The organism is Polynucleobacter sp. UB-Piko-W3 (assembly GCF_018881635.1).
In the GTDB taxonomy this organism is placed as follows: Bacteria; Pseudomonadota; Gammaproteobacteria; order Burkholderiales; family Burkholderiaceae; genus Polynucleobacter.
This window is the reverse complement of the sequence record NZ_JACVPY010000002.1, coordinates 473,953-487,545: the sequence shown is the minus strand read 5'-3', so window position 1 is coordinate 487,545 and position 13,593 is coordinate 473,953. Positions and strand designations below refer to the sequence as shown.

Sequence of the window (13,593 nt, the reverse complement as noted above, 5' to 3'; positions counted from 1 at the left end):
GATGAGTGAAAAAACTTCAGCCACTTTGTATTACGACATTATTTCGCCCTTCGCCTATCTGTATGTAAAACAAAGGCAGCGTCTGAAACAGCTTGATATCAAGCCGGTGCCTGTGCTTCTGGGTGGCCTTTTAAGGGCTACTGATAATGTAGGTCCGGGAGAAGTGGCTGCTAAGAGACCACATACCTATCAATTTTGCGTATGGCAAGCAGAAAAATTAGGTGTCCCCTTTCGTTTTCCTGAGCACCATCCATTTCTCACAGTAGCAGCACAGCGTCTGCTCCTGGAAAAGAATGCCGGATGGGAAATGGTAGAACGTGCCTTTGATTATGTTTGGATTGAAGGCAAAGATCCCAATCTTTCTTGGTCAGAGTTTTGCATTTATTTAGGATTGCCTAGCGAAACGCCAAGACCTGAAAGCCCAGAGATTAAAGCTGCCTTAGTTGCGAACACCAATCAGGCTAAAGCGGATGGTGCCTTTGGGGTGCCTAGCCTAATCCTCAATCAGCATTGCTTTTGGGGTCTTGATACCATTGATTGGGCGCTCGATTATCTTACCCGGCCAGGGATGTTTGAAGAAGCCCCCTATGCCTACGCTGGGAATGTTCCCAACGGTCTTACGTAACACTTTGCACAATACAATTGTTCTATTCATTTCATTCAAGGAGTCTTTATGCGTAAGCTTTTCACCAGCCTAATCCTCGTTACTGCTTGCATTACTAGCCAAGCAGTGATTGCAGGCCCCCAGGTTGAATTCAAAACTACTCTGGGTAACTTTGTTGTCGAGTTAGATGATGTGAAGGCCCCAAAGACTACTGCCAACTTTTTGAACTATGTGAAGAGTGGTTTTTACAACGGTACTATCTTTCATCGTGTGATTGATGGCTTCATGATTCAAGGTGGTGGCTTCACTTCCGACCTGAATCAAAAATCGACTAATGCCCCAGTTGTGTCAGAAGCACAAAATGGCTTAAGGAACAATCGTTACACCATTGCGATGGCACGCACATCTGATCCAGATTCTGCCACTTCCCAATTCTTCATTAACGTTAATGATAATGCCGCACTAGACTTCCCCAATGCTATGGGTAATGGCTATACCGTATTTGGCAAAGTGATTTCTGGTACACAAACTATTGATGCCATCCGCAAGATACCAACCATAGTTGCTCCAGCACCGCGCATGGGTAGAATGGCCGACGTTCCCTCTAAGACAGTGACGATTGAATCAGCTACTCTGCTGAAATAAATAGAAGAAATAAGGTAGCCGCAATGATTTTGCTCGATGATGCGCAAAGTACAGCGGCCAAACCATCTAGTCGCCATTATGAAAGACCGCTCCATTATTGGCGGATTCTTTCTAGTGGCGATAACGCACTGGATTTATCGAACACTCAGACTTGTTTAGCCCAAATTGAGGCATCTCTTGCTAGAGGGGAGTTTGTAGTTGCTGCATTTGCTTATGAGCTGGGTAGACAAATTCATCGTCTCCCACAAAGAGTGGGAAGCACTTTAAGCTCCCATCCACTGATTGAAGCTTGGTCATTCAAAGCTTTTGACAAACTGTCTAAGGAGCAAGTTGATGGCTTGATTGCTGATCAGCTAGCCCTACTCGAGACTGAGCAGAGGTCTGCTGGTGTTCTCGATGTGCATGAGTCATTAAATGAGAAGCAGTTTGCTTCTGATATCGCTAGTATTTTGGAATACATTCGTAGTGGTGATACCTATCAAATCAATCATACCTATCGCATTACTGGCAAAACTTACGGCTCTCCTCTCGCTTTGTATAGTCGTCTGCGTGATCGTCAACCGGGTAGATTTGGGGCTTACATCTCACACGATGGCAATTACCTGCTATCCCAATCTCCCGAGCTCTTTATATCTCGTGAAGGCGATACCCTCAAAGCCATGCCCATGAAAGGCACTGCAAGTGCTTTATCTGAAGTAGCCAGTGCTCTATCTGATGATCCTAAGAACCAAGCTGAAAATGTGATGATTGTGGATCTATTACGCAATGATCTTAGCCGCATCTCTTTACCAGGCACGGTCACTGTGCCCAATTTATTTGACGTGGCTAGGCATGGTGATGTGTTGCAGATGACTTCAACTGTGCAAGGTCAAGCTAAGCCCGATACTTCTCTCTTGGATATTTTGAATGCCGTCTTCCCCTGTGGATCTGTCACAGGCGCCCCCAAAAAACGTAGCATGCAAATTATTCAGGAGCTAGAGCCTGAAGATCGTGGCTATTACTGCGGCGCCTTAGGCTGGATTGATCCTGGCGGTGACTTTGCCTTTAGTGTTCCCATTCGGACCGTTGAGATTGCAGAAGAAATTTCATCGCACGCCTCCACCTTTACCTTAGGTATTGGGGCTGGCATCACCAATGATTCTGATCCAAAACAAGAATGGGAAGAATGTCGTATTAAGTCGAACTTCCTGATCAATCTATCCTCCTCGACTGGACTGTTTGAAACGATTTCTGTAGTTGACAAGCTTCCTCAGAAATTAGAAATGCATCTAGATCGTATGCAATCCTCCGCTTTAGCATTAGGAATTGCCTTTAATCGACCTACTGCAAAAGCAGTAGTTGAAAACAGTTGCTCATCACTAGATACTGGAATTACTTTCAGGCTGAGGCTTGATCTTGCAACAAACGGTGATCTTTCGGTTTCCACAGGAGTGCTCGACTCTCTCAATGAGCCAGTCAAAATTTTCTGGGCTAAGGATATTCTGTCCTGCAATACAGAAATGTTTTCTGGCGACGCTTTATTGCGCCATAAGGTAAGCAATCGCAGTCTTTACGATCTGGCTTGGCAAACAGCTGTTCGATTAGGCGGCTTTGATGCTCTGTTCGCCAATGAACAAGGCTTTGTTACTGAAGGCGGGAGAACTAGCATTTTTGTTAAACCTCAAGGTCGCTCGGAATGGTTAACTCCGCCGGTTTTTGCAGGCCTACTGCCTGGGGTAATGCGTGCAACCCTGCTTGCTGACCCAAAACTGAATGCCCGTGAAGCTAACCTGACTATTAATGATGTTTCAATGGCAGATGAGATTATTCTTACGAATGCCCTACGCGGTCTTATCAAAGCCCAATTCTAGAAAGTTGTCATGAAGTATTGCTCTTACTGTGCCTCCAAGCTGACAATTAAGATTCCGGCTGATGATTCTCGTGAACGTCATGTTTGCGAAGCATGCGGGAGCATTCATTATCAAAATCCTCGTAATGTTGTGGGTAGCATTCCTGTTTATGAAAAACAAGTTTTACTTTGCCGTCGCGCTATTGAGCCACGTCATGGCTACTGGACGCTACCTGCAGGCTTTATGGAGCTTGGTGAAAGCACTAGTCACGGCGCCGCTAGAGAAACTCTTGAAGAGGCTGGTGCTCAGGTTGAAATGGGTCCACTCTACTCCTTGTTAAATGTTCCTCATGCAGAACAGGTGCATCTGTTCTACCTAGCGAAAATGAACTCTCCACAATTTTGCGCTGGCGAAGAAAGTCTTGAGGTTGCTCTCTTTCATGAGCATGAAATTCCTTGGACAGAGTTGGCTTTCCCAACGGTCAAGCAAACACTGGAATGGTTCTTTGCTGACCGCGCTGCAGGCCTTTTAGAAACAGGCAAAGAATTTCAGGTGCGCAGTCGTGATGTGCTGCCATCCGAGAGAATTTAGTGCTTGAAGTGGATTAAGTGATGAGTCAGATTGCTTGGCTAGGTCCACAGGACTCCTTTCCAAACCCACTGCTTGAATCTGATCCCGATCCTAGCGTTCCAGGGCTGATTGCAGTGAGCGAACGCATTTATCCTGGGCAGTTATCTCAAGCTTATCAACTCGGGATCTTTCCTTGGTACTCCGATAATCAACCCGTCTTATGGTGGTCGCCAGATCCCCGCATGGTGCTCAAGCCTACAGAATTTAAATGCAGCGACTCTCTGAAAAAAAACATTCGCCTTTTCTGCCAAGACCTTCATTCACAAATCGTAGTAGATGAAGATTTTGGAGCAGTGATTCGTGCTTGCGCCACTAGCGCCCGTAAGGATCAAGATGGCACTTGGATCACCCATGAAATCATGGAGGCCTACACTGCACTTCATGATGCAGGTCATGCCCATAGCATCGCAGTGACTGAAGGTGGTCAGATCATTGGCGGTCTATATTGCGTATCGTTTGGTTCTATGGTTTTTGGGGAATCCATGTTTAGCCGCAAACCTGGCTCTTCCAAGATTGCCTTAGCCGCCTTAAGCGCTTGGTGTCTTCAAAATGGAATTTGCATGATTGATTGTCAACAAGAGACCTCACACCTTCATTCCCTGGGTGCAGCCCCCATCTCCCGACGTGAATTTCTGGAACAACTGCAAATATCTTTGAATCAAACTAAGATTGAACTATCTTGGACTTTTGACAAAACAATGTTGACCCACTGGCTATGACTAGGCTCAAAGAACTTCCGCTCACCGCATTACAGTTTTATGCAACGGCACCCTACCCTTGCTCTTATTTGCCTAATCGCACAGCCCGCTCACAAGTAGCAACACCATCTCATTTAATTCATGCGGATACTTATAGTGAGCTGTTAAATGCCGGCTTTCGTCGCAGTGGCCTGTATACCTATCGCCCTTATTGCGATGAATGCAGAGCCTGCATTGCCACTCGCATTCTAGTGAATGAATTTATATCCTCTCGCAGTCAACGTCGTGCCTGGAAAAAACATATTGGCTTAGAAGTATCTGTTCTGAACTTAGGCTATCAAGAGGAGCACTATCAGCTATACCAGCGCTATCAAAATGAGAGGCATGCTGGCGGAGAAATGGATAGCGATGATCAAGAGCAATACATGCAGTTCCTATTGCAGAGCCGCGTCAACTCGCGCATTGTGGAGTTTAGGGATGGCCCACATGATACGCATCCAGGACGCCTGCGCATGGTCAGCATGATTGATATCTTAGATCAGGGGATTTCTTCGGTATATACCTTCTTCGATACCTCGGTGCATGGATCTAGCTTTGGTAGTTACAGCATCTTATGGCAAATCGAGCAGGCCAAAATACTCGGGCTTCCTTACCTCTACCTCGGCTACTACATTCAAGAGAGTGAAAAAATGTCTTATAAGGCCAACTATCAGCCGATGGAAGGTTTAATTGATGATCATTGGCAGGCGCTGCCTGGGTTAGCTGAGCCATAATATCTACCCATGATCGACCGTTATTCTCTTTTACGTCCCTGGCTCTTTTGTTTAGATCCCGAACAAGCCCATAATCTCACTCTCAGCAATTTAGATCGTGCACAGCGCTGGGGCTTGCTTGAACACCTCATTGGCAAACCTGTGGCTGACCCTCGAACGCTTTGTGGCATCACCTTTGCAAACCCAGTGGGCTTAGCTGCTGGCTTAGACAAAGACGGCAAACATATTGATGCGTTGGCCGCTCTCGGATTTGGTTTTTTAGAAATCGGCACAGTCACACCCCGTCCACAACCGGGAAATCCAAAGCCACGCATGTTTAGACTTGCAGAAGCGCAGGCCATCATCAATCGTATGGGATTTAATAATGACGGTGTTGATGCTTGCGTGTATAGAGTGCGCCGCTCACGTTTTTGGCAAGAAGGTGGCATCTTAGGAATGAATATTGGCAAGAATGCCAGTACACCAATTGGAGATGCCGCTAGTGATTACATTCTGGCAATGGAGGCTGTTTATGAAATTGCCTCCTACATTACTGTGAACATCTCTTCCCCCAATACTCAGAACCTACGGGCTCTCCAGGGCGAAGCAATGTTGCGCTCATTATTGAGCCGTTTAGATGAAGCCAGGAAACGTTTGAGTGATCGCTATAGTGTGCGTAAACCACTCTTCTTAAAAATTGCACCTGACTTAGAGTCTGGCGATATTAATTTGATTGCCGATCTATCCATGGAGTTTGGTATCGATGCCATCATTGCTACCAATACAACGATTGCACGAGATGCCGTACAAGGTATGCAGCATTGTGAAGAAGCAGGTGGATTGTCGGGTGCCCCAGTGCGCGCGGCTTCTACTGAGGTGATCAAAACACTCAAGGTAAGATTAGGAAATACGCTACCCATCATCGGTGTTGGCGGTATTTTGTCCGGGGCTGATGCAAAAGAAAAAATCATGGCCGGCGCCAGCCTGGTACAGATTTATAGCGGCCTCATCTACAGGGGCCCTGATCTCGTCAGCGAGTGCGCGAAAGCCCTCAGAGATTCTTAGAGCTAGCGCTAAAACAGGGCTTTGTAGCCCAGATATCTTTAAAATAGCGTTTCACAATATGCAATTTCAGCTGAAATCGCTACAATAGAGCCCATGAGCACGACTAAAGCTGTCAAAAATGCCAGAGGCACTGGGGAAGTTGCTAAAACAGCCATCCAGGTAGTCGAGCGGATGATGAATCTGCTCGATGCCTTAGCTGAGCAAGAAGAATCGAGCAGCCTCAAAAATTTGGCCGAGCAAACTGGTCTTCACCCCTCTACTGCCCACCGCATTCTGAATGATATGGTTGCCTGCCGTTTAGTTGAACGGGGCGATGGCGGCACTTATCGACTTGGCCTAAAACTCTTAGAGCTTGGTAACTTAGTGAAGGCAAGACTCTCGGTTCGCGAGGCAGCTCAAGCTCCCATGCGCACTTTACATAAACTCACTGGCGAGACCATCAATCTATCGGTACGCCAAGGTGATGAAATCGTTTATATCGATCGCGCTTATAGCGAACGCTCTGGCATGCAAGTGGTTCGTGCTATCGGTGGCAGGGCTCCACTACACCTCACCTCCGTTGGTAAATTATTTTTATCAAGCGATGATGCCAATCAAGTTCGCGCCTATGTCACTCGTACTGGCTTATCAGGACACACTCGCAATAGCATTACTGATGCAACAAAATTAGAGGCCGCCCTCAATCAAGTCCGAAAAGAAGGCAATGCCCGCGATGATGAAGAGTTAGAACTCGGCGTAAGCTGTTTCGCTGCTGCTATTTTGGATGACACTGGAAAATTGGTTGCAGGTCTATCACTCAGCTCACCTACAGATCGCATGCAAGCAGACTGGCTCAAAGCCTTGCAGGATACTGCCCTACAAATTTCTAAAGGGCTGGGTTACAAACCTAAAACGACCGAGCCAGGCTCACTAGCCTAGCCAAAACCCATTACATCAAGCGACGAACTGGTTGCGTGCCTAAGGGCATACGCTCATACCAGTCACGCACGCGTACCGCATCAGCAAAACGAGATTGGGTACCAACAGAATCTAAAAATACTAATAGCAATGGTGTGTTGTTCACCCTGGCCTGCATCACTAAGCACTTCCCTGCTGCGTTAATGAAACCCGTTTTTTGTAAGCCGATATTCATATCACCAGAGCGTACTAAACGATTGGTATTTAAAAACTTCTGTGGCCGATTTCCGATCACCATCGTTAAATCTGGCCAAATTGAAAAATCACGAATCATTTTGTACTGGTAGGCAGCGCTTAGCATACGGGCTAGATCTTCGGCAGAGGCTACGTTCTCACTCATTAGGCCCGTAGGATCAGCAAAACGAGAATGCTCCATTCCTAATTCTCTGGCCTTACGGTTCATAGCATCTACAAAACCTGAAACACCCCCAGGATAGTTTCTGGCCAAGGTATATGCTGCACGGTTCTCAGAGGACATCAAAGCAAGCAATAAAGCCTCTTCACGCGTCATGACTGTGCCGCCCGCGAGACGAGATTTAGCATAGCTACGAACATCATCCGCATTAATCACAATGGTCTCATCCAAAGGTAGCTTGGAATCTAAAACAACCATGGCAGTCATTAACTTAGTAATAGAGGCGATTGGTAGGCTGACAGAAGAATTTTTTTCAAAATACACTTCTTGAGTATCTTGATTAACAACCATAGCAACACTCGACTTGAGGCTAAGCTCATCATGCTGGCCTCGCAAACCCAGCGCTGTTGCAAATGAAGGGTGGGAGGGAGCGGGCTCAGATGAGCGCGTGACAGTAACACGAACTGCTTTTTGCTGTTTAGTGGATTTAGTATTTTTAACGACTACTTTATTGGTCTTGGGCTTTTTTTCTTTGTCTTGACTGGCAGCAATGGCCGGGGCATTCAGAGAAGCGCCGCACGCAAAAACTACAGCCAAGATCAAGATCGAGAGTCGATTCAAATACATCCCAAAAATACCTTCCAAAACTTTCAACATACGGAATGATAATTAATTTCACAGCTCAGGATGGATTTATTAGCCCCATCTTGGACATTTGATAGCACCCTACTCAGCAATGGTCGCTATCCTATTGGCTTGGCGGGTATTTACCAGTACAACCCCTGTCATCGTCAAACCCAATCCTAGCGCCATCATGAGCGTAAATGGCTCGCCAAAGAGGAACCAAGCCATTAGTGCTGTTGTCGGGGGTGTGAGGTAAAGAAAGCTGGTTACCTTAGTTGCAGCGCCCTTGCGAATCATCATAAATAGCAAACTAATTGAGCCGATCGATAGCGGGAAAATTGACCATAACAAGGCGCCAATAACTGATGCATTCCAGACCATCACACCTGATTCAAAGAAGTACATATAAATAAAGCAAAGAATGGCAGAGACCCCAAACTGAATCGATGATCCTGCTCTTAAGTCAAATACGGGACAATATTTTTTCTGATACAGCGTACCAAAAGTAATCGAAAGTAATGCGATCATTGCCAAGACATAACTAGCCAGTGGAATATGGGCAAAGCTAATTTTTGCCATCACCACTAGGGCAACGCCTGCAAAGCCAAAGCCTAAGCCAATCCACTGCCGTGGTGAGACTTGTTCAGAGACCCAGGCAGCGAACCACGCAGTCAAAATGGGTTGCAATCCGACGATGATGGCCACTAAGCCTGCTGTCATTCCTAAGTGGACAGCAAACCATACTCCGAATAAATACCCAAACTGGAGCAAGGTGCCAGCAACAGCAATATGCGTCATTTGTGGCCAACTTGGCCAGGTAATACGCCAGATCAGACTGAGTGCCGCCATGGCTGCCAGAACCCCTGCAAAGCGCCAAAATAAGAAGGTTGCTGGCTCGACATAAGGCATTGCTAGACGAGCAATGACAAAGCCCGTACTCCAAATCAGCACGAATATCGGTGCAATGACACTATCTAAGCTGGGCTTCATGGTTAACTTACTGAAAATATTAGAATTTTTTATTTAATCTATGATTTTAGGCTTTTTTTAAAGCTGCTCCTGAAGCTCAAATCTATACTCGGAATGAGTATTTATGATGCAACGCAATATGTTGCAAATTACTAGCAGGGGTATAGAGTGAGACATTGGTTGTAAGTACAAATGAGGCGAAAAGCCATCTGAGGGGATTGAAATGAACTTAACACCAGAACAATTGGCTGCGGCGCAAAAGGCGAATTTAGAAACCTTGAGCAGTCTCACAAATCAAGCACTCCAAAGCATTGAAAAATTAGTTGAACTCAATATGCATATTGCAAAGCAAAGTTTGAGTGACAGCATGACGAGCGCTAAGAAAGCTTTGGAAGTGAAAGATATCCAACAGCTCCTCGCCCACCAAGCAGAAGCTGTTCAACCAATGGCTGAAAAGATCATGGCTTACAGTCGTCACTTATATGACTTGGCTCATGAAACTCAAAACAACTTTACTAAATCTGCTGAAAAAGAGTTTCAGCTAGGCCAGCAAAAGATCAATGCTTTAGTGGAAGAGTGGACTCAGAATGCCCCTGCTGGTTCTGATGCTGCCATTGACGCAATGAAGCAAGCCATTGCTTCTGCTAACAACGTATATGAAAACAGTCAAAAGGCTGTGAAGCATGCAGTGAATGTTGCTCAGACTAATCTCAATAGTGCTACTGATAAGGCGATGAAGACAGCTAAAAAGAAATAATTAAAGAACTATTCTGCAGTTGCGCCAGACTGCTTAACCAGTAGCTCCCAGTAAGGGATCTCCTTTTTGACAAACGCTGCAAATTGCTCGGGAGTTTGTTCGCTATTTAAAGAACCCATCTTCGATAAGCTCTCGGCAACCTCACTCGAGGCCAATATTTTATTAATTTCTTTATTTAACTGATTAACCAGTGCTGTTGGCGTTTTGGCTGGAACAAAGATGCCATACCAATTTTCTACAACGAACTTAGGGTATCCAAGCTCCTTCATAGTAGGAACATCTGGCAAATTTTTTGCTCGCACCGCTCCAGTAGTTGCAAGCGCCCTCACCTTACCGCTATTTAAGTGAGGAACCATTGCACTAGTAGACTCAAATGCCATCGGCACTTGACCAGCCAGTACATCGACAATTGCTGGTCCAGAGCCTCTGTATGGAATGTGAGTCATATCCAGCTTTTGCTCAAGCTTGAGTAATTCGCCTAAAAGATGATGAGTACTGCCGCTACCTGGGGAAGCAAAACTATATTTGCCTGGCTCCTTCTTAATCAAAGCGATTAACTCTGCGACAGAGTTTGCAGGAACCGATGAATTAACATAGAGCACCATCGGTACTGCAGCTATCTCAGCCACTGGCCTCAAGCTAGTAATGGGGTCATTGCGAAGTTTGTATAGATTCCGATTAATGACAACGCCTGTGCTATTGCCGAGCAATAAAGTACAACCATCGCCGGCAGCACTACTCACAAAGTCAGTACCAATATTGCCGCTGGCACCCGTCTTATTTTCAACAATCACACTGGCATTTAATTGTTTTGATAGTGCAGGAACTAACATTCTTGCGAGAACATCACTCGCCCCACCAGGTGGATAAGGCGAAATGATTTTGATGACAGGGCATGGGTACTGGGCGTATACCAATTGAGCACTCAATCCAAAACAGATCAAGCAAAGAGTTTTTAAAATCATTCTCGGGACATACATTGAATTCATATCGGCGCCTAACTTTTCAACATTTGTTCGTAGTTAAATTGCTTATCCACATCAAGAATTGACTGCCCTGCTCTTAATGCTTCAACCATTGCTAGCTCTTTGGCAGCAATATTCTCCGCTGCATCTAATACCTCTTTAATCTTGCCAGCAGGAATCGCTACGACTCCGTTGACGTCAGCAACAATCACATCACCGGGCAATACGGGAATATTTCCAATCCTAACGGGGATATTCCAGGCCTCTTGAACTATGCGTCCTCGAGCAGTGATGGGGACTGTACCTCTTGCATGTACTGGGAATCCGAATTCTTCGCAGGTATCGACATCACGAACGGCGCCATCGACCACTACCCCTGAGATCTTTTTTTGCAAAGCTCCCATCGAGAGAATCTCACCCCAACAGTTGTTGTTCAGATCACCACGGTTATCAATCACAATCACATCACCAGGAGATGCAGAAAAGATAGCGTCGACACCGAGATGAGCCTTGCTTTGGGCAGCGCCTGCAGCAATCATTCGGATCGTAATTGCCCTACCAATTACTTTAGTCTTACCCCACTGCGGAACAATACCGATCACGGCGGCCGCAATACCTAACTTATCAAGAGCATCGCTCAAATTTGAAGTGGCCAATTTCTCCAATCGGCCCCTGTACAAATGATCAAACTCTTCGGACGTCATCATATCCCTCACTTACTTTGGAATTCTATTATTAATTCTAGAAAATACCTTACGCGCATTGCCTTCAAAAATCATGGATTTCTCTTCATTACTAAGGCTATCAACCGCGTTTAGATAGCGACGCGTATCATCAAAATAAAATCCAGTATCAGGATCAATATCTTTCACAGCCCCAAACGTTTCGGATGCAAAGAGAATATTCTTAGTCGGAATCACCTCGGTGAGCAGATTGATCCCTGGCTGGTGATACACACAAGTATCGAAATAAATATTGTTTAGCAATTTCTGATTAATGTCAGGGATGTTCATATCCTTCGCAAGTCCTCTAAATCGACCCCAGTGATAAGGGACTGCTCCACCCCCATGCGGAATTAAGAAACGCAAAGCAGGAAACTGTGCAAACAAATCTGAAGTTAAGCATTGCATGAATGCAGTAGTGTCTGCATTTAAATAATGGGCACCAACAGTATGAAAGCATTCATTGCAACTTGTGCTCACATGAATCATTGCTGGCACATCTAAAGCGATCATTTCTTCGTAAATGGGATGCCATTGTGGATGACTCAATGACGGGTCGCGCCAGTGCCCCCCTGAAGGATCAGGATTCAGGTTGATACCTACAAATCCATATTCATTCATGCATTTACGCATCTCAGGCAAACAGGTACTGATATCAACCCCTGGCGACTGGGGTAGCATTGCAGCACCTACAAAGTGTTTTGGGAAAAGTTGGGTAACTCGGTAGCAGAGCTCGTTACATATAGCCGCCCATGTAGCTGAGGTATTGAAATCACCTATGTGGTGAGCCATAAAGCTGGCTTGTGGTGAAAAGATGGTGACATCAATGCCCCGCTCTTTCATTCTAGCCAGTTGATTTTCTTCAATAGACTCACGAATTTCATCATCACTAATTTTTAAATCAGACACCTTAGGGCCTAACTCTGGTGTATTTAAATTAGCAACCTGAGCATCACGCCAAGCCTTCAACGCTTTTGGTGCTGTTGTATAGTGGCCATGACAATCAATAATCATCTGTTCTTTCCTTTATGGTGCTGATGTCAGCAAAAATTAGTCTGGTTGAATGTTGGCTTCACGCACAAGCTTCTCGTAACGCCTACGCTCCGAATTTAAAAAAGATGCTGCTTGAGCGATAGTTCCAGGACTTACTTCTCCACCAACAGAGCCCAATCGCTCCGTCATCTCTTTAGACTGCAAGGCTTTCTCAACTTGAGTATGCAGCGTCTTCACAATAGACGCTGGAGTCTTAGCGGGTGCAATTAAGCTGTACCACACGGAAGCCTCAAAACCTGGATAGCCGGATTCCGCAACGGTGGGCACCTCTGGAAATATTGGGGAACGCTTTGCGCTCATCACGGCAACAATCTTGAGTTTGCCACTTTTGACATGCGGAGCAATTTCCAACATATTTACAGCAACCAAATCCAACTGCCCCCCGATAAGATCTGTAATCGCAGGAGCTCCACCTTTGTAGGGAATTTGTTTTAAAGAAATCCCCGAGGATTGCTCGAAAAATTTCATGGCCATATGTGGCGCGCCACCGTTACCAGGGGTTCCATAGGTAATCAAATCAGGATTCGCCTTTGCAGCTTTGATCAAATCAGATAGTTTTTGATACTTACCTTCAGCAGAGGTTGCGATCACTACAGGTACGCGGCCAATCATGGCAATTGGCGTAATGTCTTTATCGATATCAAAGGGTTGTGGCTTATATAAAGACATATTTGCTGCCAAGGCATTTGCAGCAACCATTAATGTGTACCCATCAGGCGGACTATCAATCAACTGCTTAACGGCAATATTTGTCCCAGCTCCCGGCTTATTTTCAATCACTATCGACTGACTAAGAGAGGCTGAGAGGCTTTGTCCTAAAGCTCTAGCAACTAAATCAACTGCACCACCAGGGGCATATCCAACTAGAACCTTAATGGGTTTAGTTGGATAGTCTTGAGCCATCAGATTGCTAGCAAAAAGAAGATTGGCTACAAGCCAGAAGCTAAATATAATTTTTTTCATGAAAA

Annotated in this window: 15 protein-coding genes; 9 read left to right on the top strand and 6 right to left on the bottom strand. The window is 45.6% G+C overall.

Annotated features, from left to right (window positions below):
- The first annotated feature begins 1 nt into the window (after position 1).
- The 8 genes from ICN31_RS02755 to ICN31_RS02720 all read left to right on the top strand — a co-directional run bounded on the left by ICN31_RS02755 (position 2) and on the right by ICN31_RS02720 (position 7,141).
- Positions 2-625 (top strand): 2-hydroxychromene-2-carboxylate isomerase, encoded by a 624-nt coding sequence (locus ICN31_RS02755; protein WP_216258346.1) that lies wholly within the window; start codon positions 2-4, stop codon positions 623-625.
- 48 nt (positions 626-673) lie between these two features.
- Positions 674-1,249 carry a peptidylprolyl isomerase gene (locus ICN31_RS02750; RefSeq protein WP_216258344.1) on the top strand — a complete coding sequence of 192 codons (576 nt, stop codon included), beginning with the start codon at positions 674-676 and terminating at the stop codon, positions 1,247-1,249.
- A gap of 23 nt (positions 1,250-1,272) precedes the next feature.
- Positions 1,273-3,099 carry a bifunctional chorismate-binding protein/class IV aminotransferase gene (locus tag ICN31_RS02745; protein WP_216258342.1) on the top strand — a complete coding sequence of 609 codons (1,827 nt, stop codon included), beginning with the start codon at positions 1,273-1,275 and terminating at the stop codon, positions 3,097-3,099.
- A 9-nt stretch (positions 3,100-3,108) separates the two neighbouring features.
- On the top strand, positions 3,109-3,669 hold the full coding sequence (locus ICN31_RS02740) for an NUDIX hydrolase (protein WP_216258340.1): 561 nt from the start codon (positions 3,109-3,111) through the stop codon (positions 3,667-3,669).
- A gap of 20 nt (positions 3,670-3,689) precedes the next feature.
- Positions 3,690-4,427 (top strand): leucyl/phenylalanyl-tRNA--protein transferase, encoded by a 738-nt coding sequence (gene aat / locus ICN31_RS02735; RefSeq protein ID WP_216258338.1) that lies wholly within the window; start codon positions 3,690-3,692, stop codon positions 4,425-4,427.
- Positions 4,424-5,179 carry an arginyltransferase gene (locus ICN31_RS02730; RefSeq protein WP_216258335.1) on the top strand — a complete coding sequence of 252 codons (756 nt, stop codon included), beginning with the start codon at positions 4,424-4,426 and terminating at the stop codon, positions 5,177-5,179. The genes aat and ICN31_RS02730 overlap by 4 nt, the downstream gene beginning before the upstream one ends.
- Before the next feature lie 9 nt (positions 5,180-5,188).
- Positions 5,189-6,223: a quinone-dependent dihydroorotate dehydrogenase gene (locus tag ICN31_RS02725; protein WP_216258333.1), complete on the top strand. Its 1,035-nt coding sequence runs from the start codon at positions 5,189-5,191 to the stop codon at positions 6,221-6,223.
- A gap of 93 nt (positions 6,224-6,316) precedes the next feature.
- Entirely contained in the window at positions 6,317-7,141 is an 825-nt protein-coding gene (locus ICN31_RS02720; RefSeq protein WP_216258331.1) for an IclR family transcriptional regulator, read from the top strand.
- A 10-nt stretch (positions 7,142-7,151) separates the two neighbouring features.
- Here the strand turns inward: ICN31_RS02720 and ICN31_RS02715 are convergent, their stop codons facing one another.
- Both ICN31_RS02715 and ICN31_RS02710 read right to left on the bottom strand, forming a co-directional pair.
- A complete protein-coding gene (locus ICN31_RS02715; RefSeq protein ID WP_255530890.1) occupies positions 7,152-8,192 on the bottom strand; it encodes a serine hydrolase in 1,041 nt (346 codons plus the stop codon).
- 69 nt (positions 8,193-8,261) lie between these two features.
- Positions 8,262-9,149, bottom strand: coding sequence for a DMT family transporter (locus tag ICN31_RS02710; protein WP_216258329.1), 888 nt, complete (start codon positions 9,147-9,149; stop codon positions 8,262-8,264).
- 202 nt (positions 9,150-9,351) lie between these two features.
- Between ICN31_RS02710 and ICN31_RS02705 the strand changes: the two genes are divergently transcribed.
- The gene (locus ICN31_RS02705; protein ID WP_216258328.1) at positions 9,352-9,885 is read left to right on the top strand and encodes a phasin family protein; all 534 of its coding nucleotides are present in this window, start codon (positions 9,352-9,354) and stop codon (positions 9,883-9,885) included.
- An 8-nt stretch (positions 9,886-9,893) separates the two neighbouring features.
- On the opposite strand, the gene ICN31_RS02700 is transcribed toward ICN31_RS02705, so the two are convergent.
- From ICN31_RS02700 to ICN31_RS02685, 4 genes are read right to left on the bottom strand one after another with little or no spacing between them, the layout of a single operon-like run.
- Entirely contained in the window at positions 9,894-10,874 is a 981-nt protein-coding gene (locus ICN31_RS02700; protein ID WP_255530889.1) for a tripartite tricarboxylate transporter substrate binding protein, read from the bottom strand.
- Positions 10,875-10,882: 8 nt separating this feature from the next.
- The gene (locus tag ICN31_RS02695; protein WP_216258326.1) at positions 10,883-11,506 is read right to left on the bottom strand and encodes an RraA family protein; all 624 of its coding nucleotides are present in this window, start codon (positions 11,504-11,506) and stop codon (positions 10,883-10,885) included.
- Between the two features lie 60 nt (positions 11,507-11,566).
- Entirely contained in the window at positions 11,567-12,586 is a 1,020-nt protein-coding gene (locus ICN31_RS02690; protein ID WP_216258324.1) for an amidohydrolase family protein, read from the bottom strand.
- Between the two features lie 36 nt (positions 12,587-12,622).
- Entirely contained in the window at positions 12,623-13,588 is a 966-nt protein-coding gene (locus tag ICN31_RS02685) for a tripartite tricarboxylate transporter substrate binding protein (RefSeq protein ID WP_216258322.1), read from the bottom strand.
- Between the last annotated feature and the right edge of the window lie 5 nt (positions 13,589-13,593).